This is a genomic window from Mycolicibacter sp. MU0102 (genome assembly GCF_963378105.1).
In the GTDB taxonomy this organism is placed as follows: Bacteria; Actinomycetota; Actinomycetes; order Mycobacteriales; family Mycobacteriaceae; genus Mycobacterium; species Mycobacterium holstebronense.
Map to the genome: position 1 here is coordinate 2,912,940 of NZ_OY726398.1, position 18,640 is coordinate 2,931,579.

Sequence of the window (18,640 nt, forward strand, 5' to 3'; positions counted from 1 at the left end):
GGGGTGTTCATTTGCGAGGCGTCAGCCTGCGAATTGCTCGCGCAGGACCCGCTTGAGAACCTTGCCGGTCGGGTTACGCGGAATGGCGTCGGCGAAGATCACCTTCTTGGGCACCTTGTAGCGCGCGAGCCTGGCTCCGCACTCGGCGATGATGTGTTGTTCGCTGAGTTCGGCGTGATCGCCGACGACGATGGCGCACGCGATCTCTCCCCACTTCTCGTCGGGCAGACCGATGACGGCCACCTCGTTGACGCCGGGGATTCCGATCACAACGTTCTCGATCTCCGCCGGGTAGATGTTCTCGCCGCCGGAGATGATCATGTCCTTGAGGCGATCCTTGATGTACAGGTAGCCCTCGTCGTCGATCTCGCCGATGTCACCGGTGCGAAACCAGCCGTCGTCGAAAGCGCCGCGGGTGGCGTCCGGGAGGTTCCAGTACTCCTTGAGCAAGAAATCGGCCTTGATCACGACTTCGCCTTCGCCGCGTTGGCTGATCACTCCGTCGTCGCGGCGTACCCGGACGTCGGCGAACATGCAGGCCCGCCCGGCGGATCCCACCTTGCGCAAGGCGTCGTCGCCGAGTAGCAGGGTTCCGCCGCCGCACGATTCGGTGAGCGCATAGCCCTGTACGACCTGCATGTTCTTGGCGGCGTACAGCTTGATCAGCGGCTCGGGCATGGGAGCGCCGCCGGTGATGAAGAAGCGGAAGTCGGGCGCATCGAGTTCGTCGAACCCGGGCACTTGGCGCATGAAGTTCAGGATCGCCGGCACCGCTCCCCCGATGGTCACCCGTTCTTGCACGATCAGCGTCCACACCGTCGCCGGGTCGAACTGCGGCATCGAGATCAAGGTGATGCCGCGCATGGCGCAGAAGATGACCGTGGTGAGCGCAGCCACGTGGAACATCGGCAGTGGCAGCAGCACCCGGTCTCCGGCACGCACATCGACGGTGAGCGACCACGACGTTGCCGCCGAGTGCACGGAATCATGCGTGTGAACAACGCCTTTCGGGCTGCCCGTGGTTCCGGAGGTGTACATGATGAACAGGTTGTCCTGGTCGCCGCACTCGACATCGGGCTCCTTGGCATCCACGGCTGCGAGGCGTTCTTCCAGCGAGCCGGCACCGCCTGCCGCCGGCACCCAGTCGGTGACAGTGCAGGGATGGCTGCCGCCCGCCCGCACCGCGTCGGCTACCGCCGTGAATTCGGCACCGTAGATCAGTGCTTTGCTGCCGCTGTTGGACGCGATGAACTCCAGTTCCGGTGCGGCGAGGCGGGTATTGAGGGGCACGACGACGACCCCGATCTTGGCCGCGCCGTAGAACAGGCCGCAGAACTCGACGCTATTGGGCATCAGCAGCGCCACCCGGTCGCCCTTGCCGAGACCGAGCGAGATGAGCACGGCGGCACAGCGATTGGCTAACTCATTGAGCTGCGTGTAGTTCAGCCGCACCGCTGACGACGGCTCGACGTAGGCCTCTAGCCCGGGGCTGACGACGGCACGTTGTGCGAGCATGGCGCCGATGTTCTTCATGGTTTCCTCCGTGTCGTGGCCTGCAGTCTCTGGAATGACTGGTCCATCAACCGGGCCAGTCTCAGGGGTTCGTCCACGGCCTCCGGGGCGGCGCCGATGGCGATGCGGACGGTGTCGTTGACGCTGGCGAAGGTGACGTTGAGTCCGGCGCCGGGCGGCAGAATCGGCAGGCCCAGAAAGGCGACCAGTGGTGCACCGGCCAGGTAGAGCTGTTCGGTGGGGCCCTTCATGTTCGAGATCACCACGTTGGCGCTGGGCGCGTTTCCCAAACCGGGCAGGGAGTCTGACACGGCCATGCTGCCGGCCAACAGCAGCGCGTAGACCTGACGCGAGGTCGTCTGCATCCGGCGGCCCTTGTCCTTGGCCTTCTTGGTGGCGCCGTTGATCTGGCGCAACCGCTCACCGATATCCACCCCGGGAGCGCCCATCGAGATCAGTTCGGCGCTTACCTGATTGCCGCCCGCCCCGCCGGACTCATGAGGCCCCTCACGCAGCGACATGGGCATGAAGGCCACCAGCGGCCGGTCGGCGGGCGCCCCGCGCTCGCCGAGGTAGGTGTGCAGGGCGTCGTCGATGACGGTCATGACGACGTCGTTGACGGAGGTGTTGGTAGCCGTGGCCACCTTCTTGACGTCGGCGAGCGGCAGCCCGGCGTCGGCGTAGGCGCGCGCAGCCGATTTCGCGGTGTTGTTGAACAACGTTCGTTGCGCCGTGAACGGCACCGACGCCATGCGCGGCTTCAGGTGCAGCGCCTGCACGCCGAACTCGACGATGTCGGCTCCGATGCCGAGCATGTCTGCGGGCAGCTTGGTCAGTCCCCGCAGCTGCCCCTGCAGCCGCTGGGTCTGGGAAGCCCTGGGACGCCGACGACGCACCTCGGCACCGCCCTGGGGCGCCATCCACGGGGCCGCCAGTCGCTCGTCATCGGGCGAGGCGCTCATGAAGTTGCGCATCACCCGCAGCCCGCCTTCACCGTCGATGAGGGCGTGGTGCACCTTGATCATGACAGCGAGACAGTCGTTTTCGAGGCCGTCGATGATGTAGCACTCCCAGAGTGGCCGGCTGCGGTCGAGCAGCCCGCTGTTGAGCGTGGAAACCAGCTCATAGAACTGCGCCATGGAGCCGGGCGCCGGCAGGTCGATCTGGCGGACGTGGTTGGCCAGGTCTGGCTCGACGTCCTGCCACGCCGCAATACCGGTGCCGGCCCAGGTGAGTTTGTGCGTGAAGGGCTTGACCGCCTGGCTGCGTCGATAGGCGTCGAACAGCCGGGGCCCGAAGGTCGATTCCTGCCCCTGCGGCTTCTTGAAGATCGTCATGGCAGCCATGTGTAGTGGCCGGTTTGGGTTCTCCAACAACAGAAAGGTCAGGTCGGTAGGGCTAATCATTTGACTCATTGGGCGATCTCATTCGTTTCAGTAGCGGCAAGCAGAGCGTTCAGTTCATCGACGAAGTGGCCGAAGAGTTCCCAGCCGTCGTCGAGGACTTCCCGGTCCGCCAGCATGCAGATGTTGGCCCGCCCGCAGTAACTCCACATCGTGACGTTGAGTCCGGTGCCGTCGGCGAGTTGACCGGTGGAGAACCAATTGTCGAGCTTCCAGTTGTCCAGGTAGAGCGCGCCTTTGGGCCCGGGGACGTTGGAGAGCACCAGGTTGCCGAATAGGCCGAAGCTGCCTCCCCGGCGGTGGATCGCCTTGCGGATGAGTGTGATGCCCCAGGGTGGGACGACTTGCAACAACGCGCTGATGTCGGCCCCGGCCTCCTTGACCGCCTTGATGTGTTCTTTCATCTCGAGGTTGGACTCGCGGCTGGCCGCAAGCCGCTGCAGCGGATCGGCGATGTCACTGCGGATCCAGCAGAAGTCCTGGGTGGCGAAGTTGCCCCGGCCCTCCATCCCGGTGGGCCGCTCACCCGCGAATGGGGTGGCGCCGATCAGGGGATGCTCATCGGGGTCGTAGTCCGCGCCGATGAGGAGACGTCGAACCGCGCCGGCCACGCAGCTGCTGAAGACGTCGTTGATGGTGACGTCCAGCGCCTTGCTGACGGTGACGAAGCTGTCCAATGGGAGGCTGTCGCAGACGAAGGTCCGCCCGGCGCTGAGGTTGACGTTCAGCGGTGTCTGCCGCATCATTCCGGCTGCCGGCGGTGGCGGTGCGCCGGCAGATTTTCGCTTGCGTTCCAACATGAACCGCTGCCATAGCCCGGCGGCCACCTTCGGCAGGTTGGCGATGGCGACTTCGGGAAAATCGCGTACCGCCCAACCGAGACGGCGCAGCCACGACGGCAGTGGCGGTGGGTTGTAGGGCGGCGGCTCGTCGGACTTGGCGCCCGGCTGCGGCTGGTAGAACCGCTGCATCAGCCAGGACGCGCCGACCCCGTCGACGTAGGCGTGGTGCACCAGCATCACACAGGCGACCTTGCCGTCGGCAAGTCCCTCGACGACCCACATCATCCACAGCGGTCTGCTGCGGTCGAGTTGATAGGCGTAGATGTCGGCCATGAACTCGCACAGGCTCTTGTGGTCGGCCGGCGGCGGGCAGGCAACCCGGCGAATGTGGTACTTGAGCTGGAAGTCCGGATCCTCAACCCAGTACGGATGATTGAGGCCCAACGGCGAGTCGAGGTACTTCCACCGCAGGATCGGCATCAGATGCAACCGGCGCGCCGCCTCGGCGCAGAACTTGTCGAAGGACCAGCCGTCGGGGTCGGTGGACGGGTCGAGGATCGCCACCTTGAACGTATGCATATACGCCTTGGGTGTCTCCATGCCGAGCATGAATGCGTCGACCCCGTTGAGCCTCTCCATTATCGCCTCCGCGCCGTTTGGTCGCTGTGCTCGCCTTTTCCGGATTGCTTGCGGCCCAATCGATAGGACCGATGAGCCTCACTGAGGAAGATCCCGATCGCTGTGACGGCCGCTGGGGTTCGGGCACCGTCGGTCACGTCGAACCCGTGGTGGGCGCCGGGCAGCTCCAGATACGCGACTGCCGCCTGCGACGTCGCGCGGAGGCTGTCCGCGAAGGCGGCCGCCTGAGCGACCGGGATGATGGTGTCGGCGGTGCCGTGTACCACCAGGAATGGCGGTGCGTGCGGCCCGGTCCGCGCGATCGGCGAGGCCGCCCGGAATAGCTCGCGGTTCCTGTCGTGGCGCTTGCGTACTACGACCCGCTCGATGAAGTCTATGAACCGGCGTCGCTCCGCAGTCGACCGGTCTTCCCAGTCGTAGCGCCCATAGATGCCCACCACCGCATTCACCGACGTATCGGCGTCGGCCGGCAGATCCGCTTCCAGGCTGCGATCGCCGGCGGTCAGGCCGGCCAGGGCGGCCAGGTGGCCGCCGGCCGAGGCGCCGGCAATGGCGACGAAATCGCTGTCGCCGCCGAAGGTGTCGGCGTTGGCCCGCGCCCAGGAAACGGCGTTCTTGACATCGTTGAGGTGGCGCGGCCAGCGATGACGCGGCGAGACGCGGTAGTCGATCGACAGGCATACCCAGCCCCGCTCGGCGAGGTGGCTCAGCAGCGCGTCGCCCTGCAGCGTGCGGCGGCCGTGCACCCACCCGCCTCCCGGTACGAAGATCAGCGTGGGCGCCGATGTGGCCAGCGGCCCGGGGCGGCGCCAGATGTCGAGCACTTGTTCGGGAGAGTTTCCGTAGCTCACCGATTCCCGGTAGAGGTACCGCCGCCGGTTCCGGTGATGGCTCAATACCGGTGGCAGCCGGCCGGGTGCGGGCCAGTCGATGTCGAGCCGCGTTGCCGGAACGATGTCGCGCAGGGCATCCGCGCATACCTGCGCCGTGGTCTTGCTGGGCTGTTCGGCACGCGTACCTCGGCGCGGCACGAACATTCCTTTGACCGCCGCGGAGGCGATACCGGGAGCACGTCCCCCGGCCCACAGGCCCGCTGCAACCATCGTCCCGAGTGGGGTGAGGCGCTTGCCGACGACGGGCACGGTGGCCAGCGACTCGCTCAGTGCCATGAGGTAGTCGACCGGACCGGTCCGCGGTTCGACGTCCGCGTTTGCTTCCACTGTGTGCCTCCTGTGTCCGCCGCGGCGTCAGCGCAGTAGGTGTCGGCTCATGACGACGCGCTGGATCTGGTTGGTGCCCTCATAGATCTGGGTGATCTTGGCGTCACGCATCATCCGCTCCACCGGGAAGTCCGTGGTGTAACCCGCCCCACCGAACAACTGCACCGCATCAGTAGTGACCTCCATGGCCACATCCGACGCAAAGCACTTGCTGGCCGCGGAGATGAAACCCAAACCGGTCTCACCGCGCTCGGCCCGCGCCGCCGCGGAGTAGACCATCAGCCGCGCCGCCTCCAGCTTCATCGCCATATCGGCCAACATGAACTGCACACCCTGGAAGGTGCTGATGTTCTTGCCGAACTGCTTGCGGTCCTTGGTGTATTCGATCGCCGCATCCAACGCGCCCTGCGCGATGCCGACAGCCTGCGCACCGATCGTGGGCCGCGTGTGATCCAACGTCCGCAACGCGGTCTTAAACCCCGTCCCGGGCTCACCGATGATCCGATCACCGGGGATGCGGCAGTTCTCGAAGTACAACTCGGTGGTCGGCGAGCCCTTGATGCCCAGCTTGTGCTCCTTGGGCCCGATGGTGAAGCCCTCATCGTCGATGTGGACCATGAACGCCGAAATCCCATTGGCGTCCAAGTCGGGGTCAGTGACCGCCATCACCGTGTACCAACTGGACTTACCACCATTGGTGATCCAGCACTTAGAGCCATTGAGGATCCAGTCATCACCATCGGCCTTGGCCCGAGTGCGCATCGCCGCGGCATCACTGCCGGCCTCGCGTTCGGACAGTGCGTAGGAGGCCATCACCTCACCGGCCGCCAAACCGGGCAACACCTGCGCCTTCAGCTCGTCAGAACCCGACAAGATCAAACCCATCGTGCCCAACTTGTTCACCGCCGGAATCAACGACGACGACGCACACACCCGGGCGACCTCTTCGATCACAATGCACGCCGCCACCGAATCAGCACCCTGCCCGCCGTACTCCTCCGGGACGTGCACGGCGTTGAAACCCGACGCATTCAGCGCCGCCAGAGCCTCTTCGGGGAACCGGGCCTTCTCATCGACATCCTTGGCGTACGGAGCAATCTCCTTCTCCGCCAACGCCCGAATCGCCGCCCGCAACTCATCGTGCTCCTCGGGCAACTTGAACAGATCAAACGAGGGATTCATCGGGCGCTCCCCGCCTTCGCCCACGGAAAGAAGCGCCCCGCCGCGGCGGCGGTGAGCCGCTGATAGCCCGGCCCGATGACGCGAACGAGTGCGTCGAGGGCGTGTGCCTCCCAGCCGATCAACACCCGGGCACGGCCGGCGCGGACGCCGTCGAGGATGGTCTGTGCGGCCATCTCCGGGGAATGCAGCAGCAGGTAGCGGTCATAGAACTCGGCCAGGGTCTGGGCGTCTTCGCCGTCGCAGACGGTCGCGTTGCGGGCCACCCCGGTCTTGATGCCGCCCGGGTGTACACACGTCACCTTGACCGGATGACCGTTGATCAGCATCTCTTGACGCAGCGCTTCGGTGAAGCCGCGAACAGCGAATTTGGCGGCGTTGTAGGCACTTTGACCTGGCACCGCGATCAGCCCGAACAGGCTGGAGACATTGACAATGTGACCGTCGCCGGATGCGATGAGGTGCGGCAGAAAAGCTTTGGTGCCGTTGACCACGCCCCAGAAGTCGACGTCCATGACGCGCTCAATGTCCTTGAACGACGCCTTTTCGACGTCGCCGTTGTAGGCGATTCCGGCGTTGTTGTAGACCTGGTGAACGCAGCCGAAGTGGTCGACTACGTCGTCCGCGTACGCCAGCACCTTCGCGCGTTCGGCCACATTGAGCTGGTCGGCCTTCACCTGCGCTCCCAGCGCCTGCGCCTTGTGCGCGGTGTCGGCGAGTCCGTCGGTGTCGATGTCGGACAACGCGAGCTTGGCGCCGTGGGCGGCGAGGTTGAGCGCCAACGCTTTACCGATCCCGGAGCCCGCTCCGGTGATGACCACGACTTTGCCTGCGAATCGGGTGTCGGGGTCAACCGGGCGGCGGCCGCGCAGTCCGGCCAGGGCGATGACGATCCCCGAAGAGCCCAGTCCCAGCGCCCAACGGGGTAAGCGTTGCGAATTCATGCCCCGATTTTGTCGACCGCCAGCGGGATAGGTCTTGACATTTTCCGACGTTTTTTTATCATTTTCCGACAACTGGGTGGTGGAGGGTGGTGAGCGAGATGTCGTCGGGCAGTTTCATCCGCGCGCCGGCCGCGTCGGGTTACACCGAGCTGGTCCGCGAACTCGGCGGCGACCCAGCGGCGTTCCTGACCCGCTTCCATATCCCGGCAGAGGTGGAACAGCTGGAGGACGCGTTCGTTCCGGTCGACGCCTTCGCTCGGTTGCTGGAGACCACCGCCGACGAGCTTCGCTGCCCGGAGTTCGGGCTTCGCCTCGCTTACCTGCAAGGGCTGCATATCCTCGGACCGATCGCGGTGATCGCGCGCAACGCCCAGACCGTGCTGAGTGGTCTGGCCGCGATCTCGCGGTTTCTGTACATCCACTCCCCCGCCCTGGAGCTGACCGAACGCCGAACACCGCGGGGCATCGCGTTCAGCTACGAGGTGACCGAGCGAGGAATCCCCTACCCACGGCAGGCCTACGAACTCAGCATGGGTATCGCGGTCCGCATCCTGCAACTCCTCGGCGGTCCCGGCGCACGACCGGAGTGCGTCTCGTTCATCCATCGCCAACAAGCCCCTGACAGCGCCTACCGCGAGGCACTGGGTTGCCGAGTGAATTTCGATCAGAGCTGGTGCGGGTTCGAGTTGCCCACCGATCTGGCCGAACGGCGGATCGAGAACGCCGACCCCCACACCAGCCGCATCGCCACCCAGTACCTGGAGTCGACCTACCTGCCGAAAACCTCGCCGCTGGCGGCACGCGTGGCGGAGCTGGCCCGCCGACTGTTGCCCACCGGGCAATGCAGCATCGACGTCATCGCCGCCGAGCTGGCCCTACATCCCCGGACCCTGCAAAGACGACTGGCGGCCGAAGGGGTCAGCGGCCGCGACATCATCGACGAACAGCGCCGCACGCAGGCAATACGGTACTTCGCCGAACCCGGGTTACCGGTACGGCAGATCGTTGTGCTGCTCGGCTACACCGAACAAAGCGCGCTGAACCGGTCGTGTCGCCGGTGGTTTTCAAAGACGCCGCGCGAGTGTCAGGTCAGTGGGTGCGACTAGGCGCCTGTGGCGCTACTCCGGGAGGCGCAGCTCGGGCTTCTCGACCTCTTCGATGTTGACGTCTTTGAAGGTCACCACCCGCACCTGCTTGACGAACCGGGCCGGCCGGTACATGTCCCACACCCAGGCGTCGGCCAGCCGAAGCTCGAAATACACCTCGCCATCGGCGTTGCGGGGCACCATCTCCACGCTGTTGGCCAGGTAGAAGCGCCGTTCGGTCTCCACCACGTAACTGAACTGCCCCACGATGTCCTTGTATTCGCGGTACAGCGAGAGTTCCATCTCGGTTTCGTACTTCTCGAGATCTTCGGCACTCATCTGCTCAGCCGTCCTTCTGCTCGGTTCGTCGACCCCATTGTCCCCGCAACCGGGGCGGCCGCCCCAGTCCCGGCCAAGGCCATCGCCACGTTGCGCACGTTGATGAACGAGAAGCGATGCTGGCTGCACGGTCCTAATGCAGTCAGTGCCGCGGTGTGCGCCGCGGTGGAGTAGCCCTTGTGTACCGCGAAGCCATAGCCGGGGTGGTCGGCGTCCAGGGTCGCCATGTAGCGGTCCCGACTGACCTTGGCCAGCACGCTCGCCGCGGCAATACACGCCGCCGCCCCGTCGCCGCCGATCACCGGAAGCGAGGGCATCGGCAGCCCCGGGACCCGGAACCCGTCGGACAGCACATAGCCCGGCCGCAGCGGCAGACCCGCCACCGCACGCCGCATGCCCTCGATGTTGGCCACGTGCACGCCGCGCGCGTCAACGTCGGCAGGCTCGATGAACACCACGTGGTAGGCCAGCGCGTATCGGCAGATCAGCGGGAACAGCTGCTCACGGACCTTCTCGGTGAGCTTCTTGGAGTCGTCGAGCGCAGCCAGGGCCGCGGGTTTCCCCGGCCCGAGCACACAGGCGGCCACCACCAGCGGTCCGGCACAGGCACCGCGGCCGACCTCGTCGACACCGGCGACCGGGCCGAGCCCACTGCGGTACAGCGCCGACTCCAACGTGCGCAGCCCCGGTGAACGACGAATCACCGTGCGCGGCGGCCAGGCCGGAGCCATCGCTACGGGCCCTGCTGCGGGTTTATCGCTTTCACCGGCCCCCAGCGCGACGGCGGCCAGGCGATGAACCTGGTCTTGCCGATCACGTTGGCCACCGGGACGGTGCCGGCGTCCAAATCTTCTCCGGTGCACAGGATCCGGCGTTGCAGGTCGGGTTGGACCTGCACCGAGTCGCAGTGCGCCCGCGAGTCCGACGAATGGGTGCGGTTGTCACCCATCACCCACAGCCGCCCCTGGGGCACGGTCACCGGACCGAACTCGTTGCCCAGGCAGGGATAGACCAGCGGGTCGACCATCAGGGTGGCCGGGTTCAGGTAGGGCTCGTGGAGCAGCTTGCCGTCGACGGTCAGGCCGGTGTCGTTGCGGCACTGAACCGTCTGACCGCCTACCGCGATGACGCGCTTGACCAAGTCGTTCTCGTCGGGCGGGACGAACCCGATGAACGACAGGGCGTTTTGTACCCAGCGCACCGGCGTGTTGGTCGACCGGATCGACTTGTAGCCGACGTTCCACGACGGGGGGCCACGGAAGACCACGACATCGCCGGGCTGCGGTGCGCCGAAGCGGTAGGTGACCTTGTCCACCATGATGCGGTCGCCGACGCAGCCGTGGCAGCCGTGCAGCGTCGGCTCCATCGACTCCGACGGAATGAGGTACGGACGTGCCACGAACGTCAGCATCAGGTAGTACAGCACCAGCGCGATCGTGATCAGCACGACCGACTCGCGCAGGGTGCTGTGCTTGCCGTCCTCGGGCACCTCGACAGCCTCAGCCGCCTCGGGGGAACTTTCGGGTGATGAGCCCGTGGTTTCGGTCACGAGATCAGGGTAATGACCGCGTCAGCGGTACCGGTGACCGATCGGAAAAAGCCCGGCGCGGGCAAGATCAGCGCTTTTCCTTGATCTTGGCCTTCTTGCCGCGAAGCTCACGCAGGTAGTACAGCTTGGCGCGCCGAACGTCACCGCGGACCACAACGTCGACGTGGTCGACGTTGGGCGAGTGCACCGGGAAGGTCCGCTCCACGCCGACGCCGTAGCTCTCCTTGCGGACGGTGAACGTCTCGCGCACGCCGCCACCTTGCCGACGGATGACCACACCCTTGAACACCTGGATGCGCTCCTTGGAGCCCTCGATCACCTTCACGTGCACGTTGACCGTGTCGCCGGGGCCGAAGGCCGGGATGTCGTCGCGCAGCGACGCCTTGTCGACGATGTCCAGCGTGTTCATTGGGGAAACACTTCCTCGCGGGTCGCGGCTTCGGACCGGCCGACACGCGTTGTGAGCATGCAGACGGTTACCGAGCCGATGGGTTCGGGCATGTTGTCGCGCTGTGCGGTGACCGGGACGCCAGGACTCCGCTGCACCATCAACCGCAGGCGACAACTGCTCAATTGTGCCAGACGCAGCGCAACCAGTGAAATCGCGCAAATCGCCGCTGGTCGTTCCACGCCGAGCCCCGTCGCCGTGATAATTCTGGAGGCGACCGAACTGCGCGATCCGCATGCCCACGCGGTAACCTATCCGGCGGGCCGATGGCAGCAGTTGTGGCGAGCCCGTGAACCCCATGTCGGTGCAATTGCGCGACTGATACCCGTTGAGGAGGCCACCAGCCGTGCGGCCATCGATGCTTCTGTTGACCATCGTTATGGTGATTTCCACGGTGGTGTTCGGCTGCGACGAGAAGGTCTATGGCGCCGACGCCGTACGGCCGACGCCGTACCACGCGCCCGAGGTGACACCGGTGGCCACGGCGATCGAAGCCCCCCGGGCGCCCGCGATTCAGCCGGCCGCGGTGGTCGATGGCCTCTCGGCGCGCATGCAGGAAGCCACCGACGACGCAGCCAAGGTCGGCGCCAACATCTCGGTGGCGGTGCTGGACCGGATCTCGCACCAGTTGATCACCAACGGCAACAGCCGGCCGATCGCCACCGCGTCGGTCGTCAAGCTGTTCATCGCAGACGACCTGCTGCTCCGCAAGCCCGAAGGCGGCCTGTCGGCTGACGACCGGGCTGCTCTCGATTCCATGCTGCGTGCGTCCGACGACGGGGCGGCCGAGACGTTCTGGAACCAGAACGGCGGCAACGCGATCATCACCCGGGTGGCGAGCCGCTATGGCCTGGCCAACACCTCACCGCCGTCGAACGGCGCCTGGTGGAACACCATCAGCACCGCACCGGACCTGGCGCGTTACTACGACATGCTGCTCAACGGTTCCGGCGGTCTGCCGCCGGCGCAGGCCAACATCATCATCAACAACCTCGCGCAGTCCACGCCGAGCGGCCTCGACGGCTACCCGCAGCGCTTCGGGATCCCGGAAGGCTTGTACGACGAGCCGGTGGCGGTGAAGCAGGGCTGGATGTGCTGCATCGGCAACAACTGGATGCACCTGTCGACCGGCGTGGTCGGGGCGGATCGTCGCTACATCGTGGTGATCGAGTCGCTGCAGCCCAGCGATGACGCCACGGCGCGCACCACCATCACCGAAGCGGTGAAGACCATCTTTCCCGGCGGCCGGATCTAGGCCGGCGGATCTAGTCCAGTAGATCCGGACGGCGTTGGCGGGTCCGCTCCAGGGCGGCCTCGTGCCGCCAGGCGTTGATCCGGGCGTGGTCACCGGAGAGCAGCACGTCAGGCACATCCAGGCCGCGCCAGCTCGGCGGACGGGTGTAGCTCGGCCCCTCCAGCAGCCCGTCGCGATCCGGCGAATGCGAATCGTCACGCTGGGACGCCGGGTTGCCGAGCACGCCGGGCATGAGCCGCAGCACCGCTTCCAACATCACCAGGACTGCGGGCTCCCCGCCGGCCAGCACATAGTCCCCGATCGACACCTCTTCGACCCGCATCCGCCGAGCGGCGTCGTCGGCGACCCGCTGATCGATGCCCTCGTAACGGCCACAGGCGAACACCAGATGCTCTTCGTGGCTCCAGCGCTGCGCGGTGGCCTGGTCGAACAGTGTTCCCGCCGGGGTCGGGACGATGAGAACGGTCTGCTCCGAACAGATTTCGTCCAGCGCTTCACCCCAGACCGGCGCCTTCATCACCATTCCCGGGCCGCCCCCGTAGGGCGAGTCGTCCACCGAGCGGTGCACATCGTGGGTCCAGCGCCGTAGGTCGTGAACCTCGAACGCGACCATCCCGGATTCGATCGCCTTGCCGGGCAGTGATTGCCGGATCGGAGCCAGGTAGTCGGGGAAGATCGTGACGACATCGATTCGCATGCCGCGCTTTACCCGTCCAGCTCCAGCAGCCCGTCGGGCGGGTCGATCAGCACGGTGCCCTCAGCCAGCGACACCGACGGCACGAACGCAGCGATGAACGGCACCAACAATTCCCGACCACCGGTCCGTTTGATCGCGAGCAGTTCGCCGGCAGCCGTGTGCAACACCTCGGTCACGGTGCCGATCTCCTCCCCCGCCACGGTGCGCACCTGCAGACCCTCGAGTTGATGGTCGTAGTAGGTGTCCGGCTCGGTGATCGGCGGCAACTCCGCAGAATCGACGACGAAAACGCTGCCGCGAACCGCGTCGGCGCCGTCACGGTCGACGACCCCGGCCAACCGCACCAATAGGCGTGCCCCATGCGGGCGCGCCGCCTCGACGACGTAGTCGCGTTGCGGCGCACCCGACTTACGGGCGTGCAGAGTTGCACCCGGCGCGAACCGAATTTCGGGATCGTCGGTACGGACATCGACGACGAGTTCGCCGCTGATGCCGTGGGCCTTGACCACACGCCCGACTATCAGCTCCATGAGCCGGTCGACTACCGGTCGGTGTCCACCACGTCCACGCGGATACCACGTCCACCGATACCGGCGACGAGGGTGCGCAACGCAGTGGCGGTGCGACCGCCGCGACCGATTACCTTGCCCAGGTCGTCGGGGTGCACATGCACCTCGACGGTGCGGCCACGGCGGTTGGTCACCATGTCGACTCGTACGTCATCGGGGTTGTCGACGATGCCGCGCACCAGGTGCTCGACAGCGTCTGCCACCACGGCACTCATCGCCGCGGTCAGCTCTCGCTGGCCGACTCGGCGGCCTCAGCAGCGGGAGCCTCGGCGGCGGCGTCCTCGGCGGGAGCCTCAGCCTTGTCGTCGGCCTTCTCAGCCTTCTTGGCCGGCGCCTTCTTCTTCTTGGCGGTGGTGGCCTCGGTGGTCGGGCCACCCTCGGCCTCGGCCAGCGCGGCGTTGAACAGCTCCAGCTTGCTCGGCTTGGCCGGCTTGACCTTCAGGCGGCCCTCGGCGCCGGGCAGGCCCTTGAACTTCTGCCAGTCACCGGTGATCTTCAGCAGCTTGAGCACCGGCTCGGTGGGCTGGGCACCGACCGACAGCCAGTACTGGGCGCGCTCCGAGTCGATCTCGATCAGGCTCGGCTCTTCCTTCGGGTGGTAGCGACCGATGACCTCGATGGCGCGGCCGTCCCGGCGGGAGCGCGCGTCGGCAATCGCGATGCGGTACTGCGGGTTGCGGATCTTACCGAGGCGGGTGAGCTTGATCTTGACAGCCATGAATACTCCTGCGATATCACGCTGCAATTCAGCGATGCGGGCGGGATTGCCCACATCCGGTTTTGCCTCGCGTGGTTGCGTCACCCCGCGCGGAGCCCCAACAGGGTCGCATCGCACGGCGGACAGCCGCCCATTGTGCCAGAAGCAGACCGGTCAGCAGAAATCGCCTCAGGGCATCTTCTGAAAGCACTTGATTTCGGAACGCCGGCTCATCCGCCAGCCGTCGGCGGTGCGGACGAACTGGTCGTCGTACCACAGCCCCACCAGCATCATGGGGTCGTTCTCCCCGCTGAACACCATCGGGTTGAAACAGAAGGTGCGTGCGGTGGCACTGTCGCCGTCGACGCGGATCGCCGGTAGACCCAGCATGTGGGCGTAGTTGGCGAATTTGGGCAGTACCTCGGCCAGCCAAGCCTTGACCTCCGGGAAGCGCCCGTCGATACCGCCCAGGGCGCGGTAGTCGATGTAGGCATCGGGGGTGAACACCGCGTCTAGACCGTCGAAGTTGCGGGTGTCGATCGCAGTCGAGTAGTCGACCAGCAGCTGCTGGATCTCCCAACGGTCCGAAATTTCTTGTTGGCTCAGCATTCCTCGATTGAACACCACAGCGGTAAGGTAGGCCGCCATGCGGAAAATCTTGGCCGCAATCGCGGCTCTCGCAACAATGTTCGCCTCTCCCGCCGTGACTGCCCACGCCGACGCTGCACAGCCCCTCGGCTCGGCGCCGGTGCCGGTCGGCCCGGCCCCGAACTGGCTGATCGCCGACCTGGATTCCGGGCAGGTGCTCGCCGAGCAGAACGGCTACGCCGCGACTCCCCCGGCCAGCACGATCAAGGTTCTGCTGGCACTGGTGGTACTCGACGAGTTGAATCTCGACGACACCATGGTCGCCACCCCGGCCGACACCCACGTGGAGTGCAACTGTGTCGGGGTCAAGGCCGACCACAGCTACTCCGCACGGCAGCTGCTGGAAGGCCTGCTGCTGGTTTCGGGCAACGACGCCGCCAACGCACTGGCAGACATGCTCGGTGGGCCGGAAGCGGCGGTGGCGAAGATGAACGCCAAGGCCGCTGCGGTCGGGGCGACCGATACCCACGCCAGTACACCGTCCGGGCTGGACGGCCCCGGCGGCCCGGGCGCGAGCACCCCGCACGACCTGGCGGCCATCTTCCGGGCGGCGATGGCCAACCCGGTGTTCGCCGAGATCACCGCGCAGCCCGCGGCGACGTTCCCCACCGATGCCGGGGAGCGTCCGATCGTGAACATGAACGAACTGCTGGCCCGCTACCCGGGGGCGTTCGGCGGCAAGACCGGCTTTACCGACGCTGCCCGCAAGACCTACGTCGGCGGCGCGGCCCGCGACGGCCGGCGGTTGGTGGTCGCGATGATGTACGGACTCATCCATGAGGGCGGGCCGACCTATTGGGACCAGGCGGCCGCCCTACTGGATTGGGGTTTCGCGCAGTCGCCGATGTCGAGCGTCGGGAGCCTGTAGGTCGAGCATCGCCGAACGTGTAATCAGCGCGAGAAATCGCCGGAAATATCGCGCTGTGTGCACGTTCGGCGCCGGTTAGCTAGTAGACCCGGCCGCGCAGCATCACCAGATCGGGACGGCTCAGCACCTCGGGGCCGTCGCGCGGGTCGTCGGCAAAACAGACCAGGTCGGCCGGCGCGCCCTGCTCCAGCACCGGTGCCCCCAGCCAGCGCCGGGCATCCCAGCAGGCCGCACCCAGTGCTTCGGTGCGGCTGAGGCCAACCCCGGACAGGGCGTCGACTTCGTCGGCGATCCGGCCGTGGGCCACCATTCCACCGGCATCGGTGCCGGCGTAGATCGGCACGCCGGCTTCCCGAGCCGCACCGATCCGCGATCGACAGCTGGCGTGCAGCGCGCGCATGTGCGCGGCGTAGGTCGGGTATTTGGCCGCCGATTCGGCGATACCCGGGAAGTTGTCGATGTTGATCAGCGTGGGCACCAGGGCCGTGCCGTTGGTCAGCATCAGCTCGATGATGTCGTCGGTGATGCCGGTGCCGTGCTCGATGCAGTCGATGCCGGCATTGATCAGACCGGGGAGCGCATCCTCGCCGAAGACGTGCGCGGTGACCCGCGCGCCGTTGGCGTGCGCGGCGTCGATGGCCGACTTCAGTACGTCGTCGGACCACAGCGGCGCGAGGTCGCCGACACCCCGATCGATCCAGTCCCCCACCAGCTTCACCCAGCCGTCGCCGCGACGGGCTTGAGTGGCAACGGCTTCCGGCAATTGTGTCTCGTCGTCGACGTCGATCGGCAGTCCGGGGATGTAGCGCTTGGTCCGGGCCAGGTGCTGCCCGGCGCGGACGATGCGCGGCAGGTCGGCACGGTCGTCGAATGCGCGGGTGTCGACCGGTGAACCGGCGTCACGGATCAGCAGTACCCCGGCACGCCGTTCGGTCTCAGCCTGGCGCACCGCCTCGTCGACGTCGACCGGCCCACCCGGCCCGATCCCGACGTGACAGTGCGCGTCGACCAGGCCCGGGATGATCCAGCCGTCGGAGAAGACGGTCTCAGCGCCGTCGACCGGCTCGAGGCTGATCGTGCCGTCGACGATCCAGTACTCGACAGGCTGTTCGTCGGGCAGCCCGCGACCGGAAACGTGGAGCGCCAAATTACTTCTGGCCCGGGAAGTTCAGCTTGGACAGGTCGAAGTCGGCCAGCCCGGGGGGCAGCTCGTTGAGGCCCTCGGGCATTTGCGACAGGTCAGGGAAGCCGGCGGGCATCCCCGGGCCACCGGGACCGAACATGCCTCGCATCTTCGGCGGGGTCGGGCCGCGGCCCTTGCCCTTCTTTCCGGCCTTACCCTTGGCCTTGCGGTTGGAGCTCTTGCGGCCCATTCCGGGCAGACCCAGGCCGCCCATCATCGACGACATCATCTTGCGGGCCTCGAAGAACCGGTCGACGAGCTGGTTGACGTCCGAGACGCTGACCCCCGAACCGTTGGCGATGCGCAGCCGCCGGGAGGCGTTGATGATCTTCGGGTCGGCCCGCTCGGCCGGCGTCATGCCGCGGATGATGGCCTGCAGGCGGTCCAGCTGACTGTCGTCGACGGCGGCCAGCGCGTCCTTCATCTGGCCGGCTCCGGGCAGCATTCCCAGCAGGTTGCCGATCGGACCCATCTTGCGGATCGCCAGCATCTGCTCGAGGAAGTCCTCCAGCGTGAGCTCTCCGGAACCGATCTTGGCTGCTGCTTCCTCGGCCTTGCGGGCGTCGAAGACCTGCTCGGCCTGCTCGATAAGGCTGAGCACGTCGCCCATGCCCAGGATGCGGCTGGCCATCCGGTCGGGGTGGAAGACGTCGAAGTCTTCCAACTTCTCGCCGGTGGACGCGAACAGGATGGGCGCGCCGGTGACCTCCCGCACCGACAGTGCCGCACCACCTCGGGCGTCGCCGTCGAGCTTGGTGAGTACGACCCCGGTGAAGCCCACCCCTTCGCGGAACGCATCGGCGGTGGTGACCGCGTCCTGGCCGATCATGGCGTCCAGGACGAACAACACCTCGTCGGGCTGCACCGCATCGCGGATGGCGGCGGCCTGGGCCATCATCTCCTCGTCGATGCCCAGGCGCCCGGCGGTGTCGACGACGACGACGTCGAAGTGCTTGGCCTTGGCTTCGGCCAGGCCGGCTGCGGCCACGGCGACCGGGTCGCCCGGCGTGCCGGTGTCGCCGGCGACCGAGGTCCCCGGATGCGGGGCGAACACCGTGACTCCGGCGCGCTCCCCGACGACCTGCAGCTGGTTGACCGCGCCGGGGCGTTGCAGATCGCAGGCCACCAGCAGCGGAGTGTGTCCCTGGCCGCGCAGCCAGGTGGCCAGTTTGCCGGCCAGCGTGGTCTTACCCGCACCCTGCAGACCGGCCAGCATGATGACCGTCGGCGGGGTCTTGGCGAATGCCAGCTGCCGGGTCTGCCCACCGAGGATGCCGATGAGCTCCTCGTTGACGATCTTGACGACCTGCTGGGCCGGGTTGAGCGCACCGGAGACCTCGGCGCCCTTGGCACGGTCCTTGATCCGGCCGATGAATGCGCGCACCACCGGCAGCGACACGTCGGCTTCCAGCAGGGCCAGCCGGATCTCGCGGGCGGTGGCATCGATATCGGCGTCAGTGAGACGGCCCTTGCTGCGCAGCCCCTGCAGGGCCCCGGTCAACCGGTCGGAGAGGGATTCAAACACGCCGCCAGCCTATATCTGGTCTCAGCGCGGGCGGGCGGGCCGAGGCGACATGGGGTGGCCCGAGCAGGCGGAGGGTCGCTGGCACGTCCGATATCCGC

20 protein-coding genes are annotated in these 18,640 nt (G+C 66.6%); 3 read left to right on the plus strand and 17 right to left on the minus strand.

Annotation, left to right across the window (positions count from 1 at the left end; all coding sequences use genetic code 11):
- Positions 1-21: 21 nt before the first annotated feature.
- Genes RCP37_RS13645 through RCP37_RS13670 form a run of 6 tightly spaced genes read right to left on the minus strand, consistent with a single transcriptional unit; the run spans position 22 to position 7,679 of the window.
- Positions 22-1,533, minus strand: coding sequence for an acyl-CoA synthetase (locus tag RCP37_RS13645; RefSeq protein ID WP_308483617.1), 1,512 nt, complete (start codon positions 1,531-1,533; stop codon positions 22-24).
- Entirely contained in the window at positions 1,530-2,918 is a 1,389-nt protein-coding gene (locus RCP37_RS13650; RefSeq protein WP_308487084.1) for a WS/DGAT/MGAT family O-acyltransferase, read from the minus strand. Before RCP37_RS13650 ends, RCP37_RS13645 begins: the two co-directional genes overlap by 4 nt.
- A 5-nt stretch (positions 2,919-2,923) precedes the next feature.
- Complete coding sequence (locus RCP37_RS13655) at positions 2,924-4,336, minus strand: WS/DGAT/MGAT family O-acyltransferase (RefSeq protein ID WP_308483618.1); 1,413 nt, start codon at positions 4,334-4,336, stop codon at positions 2,924-2,926.
- Complete coding sequence (locus RCP37_RS13660; protein ID WP_308483619.1) at positions 4,336-5,556, minus strand: alpha/beta hydrolase; 1,221 nt, start codon at positions 5,554-5,556, stop codon at positions 4,336-4,338. Before RCP37_RS13660 ends, RCP37_RS13655 begins: the two co-directional genes overlap by 1 nt.
- 27 nt (positions 5,557-5,583) lie before the next feature.
- On the minus strand, positions 5,584-6,738 hold the full coding sequence (locus RCP37_RS13665) for an acyl-CoA dehydrogenase (protein WP_308483620.1): 1,155 nt from the start codon (positions 6,736-6,738) through the stop codon (positions 5,584-5,586).
- Positions 6,735-7,679 carry an SDR family NAD(P)-dependent oxidoreductase gene (locus RCP37_RS13670; protein ID WP_308483621.1) on the minus strand — a complete coding sequence of 315 codons (945 nt, stop codon included), beginning with the start codon at positions 7,677-7,679 and terminating at the stop codon, positions 6,735-6,737. The genes RCP37_RS13665 and RCP37_RS13670 overlap by 4 nt, the downstream gene beginning before the upstream one ends.
- 98 nt (positions 7,680-7,777) lie before the next feature.
- Here RCP37_RS13670 and RCP37_RS13675 point away from each other — a divergent pair, with 98 nt between their 5' ends.
- Positions 7,778-8,785, plus strand: coding sequence for an AraC family transcriptional regulator (locus RCP37_RS13675; RefSeq protein ID WP_308487085.1), 1,008 nt, complete (start codon positions 7,778-7,780; stop codon positions 8,783-8,785).
- Between the two features lie 12 nt (positions 8,786-8,797).
- On the opposite strand, the gene RCP37_RS13680 is transcribed toward RCP37_RS13675, so the two are convergent.
- The 4 genes from RCP37_RS13680 to rplS all read right to left on the minus strand — a co-directional run bounded on the left by RCP37_RS13680 (position 8,798) and on the right by rplS (position 11,061).
- Positions 8,798-9,103 carry a DUF2469 domain-containing protein gene (locus RCP37_RS13680; protein WP_012393608.1) on the minus strand — a complete coding sequence of 102 codons (306 nt, stop codon included), beginning with the start codon at positions 9,101-9,103 and terminating at the stop codon, positions 8,798-8,800.
- Positions 9,100-9,834 (minus strand): ribonuclease HII, encoded by a 735-nt coding sequence (locus tag RCP37_RS13685; protein WP_308483622.1) that lies wholly within the window; start codon positions 9,832-9,834, stop codon positions 9,100-9,102. Before RCP37_RS13685 ends, RCP37_RS13680 begins: the two co-directional genes overlap by 4 nt.
- Positions 9,835-9,836: 2 nt before the next feature.
- Entirely contained in the window at positions 9,837-10,592 is a 756-nt protein-coding gene (lepB, locus tag RCP37_RS13690; protein WP_308487086.1) for a signal peptidase I, read from the minus strand.
- Positions 10,593-10,719: 127 nt separating this feature from the next.
- Positions 10,720-11,061 carry a 50S ribosomal protein L19 gene (gene rplS / locus RCP37_RS13695; RefSeq protein ID WP_308483623.1) on the minus strand — a complete coding sequence of 114 codons (342 nt, stop codon included), beginning with the start codon at positions 11,059-11,061 and terminating at the stop codon, positions 10,720-10,722.
- A gap of 397 nt (positions 11,062-11,458) precedes the next feature.
- Here rplS and RCP37_RS13700 point away from each other — a divergent pair, with 397 nt between their 5' ends.
- Positions 11,459-12,355 carry a serine hydrolase gene (locus tag RCP37_RS13700; protein ID WP_308483624.1) on the plus strand — a complete coding sequence of 299 codons (897 nt, stop codon included), beginning with the start codon at positions 11,459-11,461 and terminating at the stop codon, positions 12,353-12,355.
- Positions 12,356-12,365: 10 nt separating this feature from the next.
- Here RCP37_RS13700 and trmD read toward each other — a convergent pair whose 3' ends face one another.
- The 5 genes from trmD to RCP37_RS13725 form a co-directional block, all read right to left on the minus strand.
- Entirely contained in the window at positions 12,366-13,052 is a 687-nt protein-coding gene (trmD, locus tag RCP37_RS13705; RefSeq protein WP_308483625.1) for a tRNA (guanosine(37)-N1)-methyltransferase TrmD, read from the minus strand.
- 8 nt (positions 13,053-13,060) lie between these two features.
- On the minus strand, positions 13,061-13,582 hold the full coding sequence (rimM, locus tag RCP37_RS13710; RefSeq protein ID WP_308483626.1) for a ribosome maturation factor RimM: 522 nt from the start codon (positions 13,580-13,582) through the stop codon (positions 13,061-13,063).
- A gap of 11 nt (positions 13,583-13,593) precedes the next feature.
- Positions 13,594-13,836 (minus strand): RNA-binding protein, encoded by a 243-nt coding sequence (locus RCP37_RS13715; RefSeq protein ID WP_019736217.1) that lies wholly within the window; start codon positions 13,834-13,836, stop codon positions 13,594-13,596.
- A gap of 8 nt (positions 13,837-13,844) precedes the next feature.
- Positions 13,845-14,339: a 30S ribosomal protein S16 gene (gene rpsP, locus RCP37_RS13720; RefSeq protein ID WP_308483627.1), complete on the minus strand. Its 495-nt coding sequence runs from the start codon at positions 14,337-14,339 to the stop codon at positions 13,845-13,847.
- A 168-nt stretch (positions 14,340-14,507) separates the two neighbouring features.
- Positions 14,508-14,927 (minus strand): nuclear transport factor 2 family protein, encoded by a 420-nt coding sequence (locus RCP37_RS13725; RefSeq protein WP_308487087.1) that lies wholly within the window; start codon positions 14,925-14,927, stop codon positions 14,508-14,510.
- A 37-nt stretch (positions 14,928-14,964) separates the two neighbouring features.
- Here RCP37_RS13725 and RCP37_RS13730 point away from each other — a divergent pair, with 37 nt between their 5' ends.
- Positions 14,965-15,834, plus strand: coding sequence for a D-alanyl-D-alanine carboxypeptidase family protein (locus RCP37_RS13730; RefSeq protein WP_308483628.1), 870 nt, complete (start codon positions 14,965-14,967; stop codon positions 15,832-15,834).
- Positions 15,835-15,913: 79 nt separating this feature from the next.
- Here RCP37_RS13730 and RCP37_RS13735 read toward each other — a convergent pair whose 3' ends face one another.
- Both RCP37_RS13735 and ffh read right to left on the minus strand, forming a co-directional pair.
- Entirely contained in the window at positions 15,914-16,981 is a 1,068-nt protein-coding gene (locus RCP37_RS13735) for an amidohydrolase family protein (protein ID WP_308483629.1), read from the minus strand.
- Between the two features lies 1 nt (position 16,982).
- On the minus strand, positions 16,983-18,542 hold the full coding sequence (gene ffh, locus RCP37_RS13740; protein WP_308483630.1) for a signal recognition particle protein: 1,560 nt from the start codon (positions 18,540-18,542) through the stop codon (positions 16,983-16,985).
- Positions 18,543-18,640: the final 98 nt, after the last annotated feature.

What these genes read in the sequence shown, in the direction of transcription:
- RCP37_RS13645 (WP_308483617.1), bottom strand. Translation starts at nt 1,533, where the DNA reads ATGAAGAACATCGGCGCCATGCTCGCACAACGTGCCGTCGTCAGCCCC.
- RCP37_RS13650 (WP_308487084.1), bottom strand. Translation starts at nt 2,918, where the DNA reads ATGATTAGCCCTACCGACCTGACCTTTCTGTTGTTGGAGAACCCAAAC.
- RCP37_RS13655 (WP_308483618.1), bottom strand. Translation starts at nt 4,336, where the DNA reads ATGGAGAGGCTCAACGGGGTCGACGCATTCATGCTCGGCATGGAGACA.
- RCP37_RS13665 (WP_308483620.1), bottom strand. Translation starts at nt 6,738, where the DNA reads ATGAATCCCTCGTTTGATCTGTTCAAGTTGCCCGAGGAGCACGATGAG.
- RCP37_RS13670 (WP_308483621.1), bottom strand. Translation starts at nt 7,679, where the DNA reads ATGAATTCGCAACGCTTACCCCGTTGGGCGCTGGGACTGGGCTCTTCG.
- RCP37_RS13675 (WP_308487085.1), top strand. Translation starts at nt 7,778, where the DNA reads ATGTCGTCGGGCAGTTTCATCCGCGCGCCGGCCGCGTCGGGTTACACC.
- RCP37_RS13680 (WP_012393608.1), bottom strand. Translation starts at nt 9,103, where the DNA reads ATGAGTGCCGAAGATCTCGAGAAGTACGAAACCGAGATGGAACTCTCG.
- RCP37_RS13685 (WP_308483622.1), bottom strand. Translation starts at nt 9,834, where the DNA reads ATGGCTCCGGCCTGGCCGCCGCGCACGGTGATTCGTCGTTCACCGGGG.
- rplS (WP_308483623.1), bottom strand. Translation starts at nt 11,061, where the DNA reads ATGAACACGCTGGACATCGTCGACAAGGCGTCGCTGCGCGACGACATC.
- RCP37_RS13700 (WP_308483624.1), top strand. Translation starts at nt 11,459, where the DNA reads ATGCTTCTGTTGACCATCGTTATGGTGATTTCCACGGTGGTGTTCGGC.
- trmD (WP_308483625.1), bottom strand. Translation starts at nt 13,052, where the DNA reads ATGCGAATCGATGTCGTCACGATCTTCCCCGACTACCTGGCTCCGATC.
- rimM (WP_308483626.1), bottom strand. Translation starts at nt 13,582, where the DNA reads ATGGAGCTGATAGTCGGGCGTGTGGTCAAGGCCCACGGCATCAGCGGC.
- RCP37_RS13715 (WP_019736217.1), bottom strand. Translation starts at nt 13,836, where the DNA reads ATGAGTGCCGTGGTGGCAGACGCTGTCGAGCACCTGGTGCGCGGCATC.
- rpsP (WP_308483627.1), bottom strand. Translation starts at nt 14,339, where the DNA reads ATGGCTGTCAAGATCAAGCTCACCCGCCTCGGTAAGATCCGCAACCCG.
- RCP37_RS13725 (WP_308487087.1), bottom strand. Translation starts at nt 14,927, where the DNA reads ATGCTGAGCCAACAAGAAATTTCGGACCGTTGGGAGATCCAGCAGCTG.
- RCP37_RS13730 (WP_308483628.1), top strand. Translation starts at nt 14,965, where the DNA reads ATGCGGAAAATCTTGGCCGCAATCGCGGCTCTCGCAACAATGTTCGCC.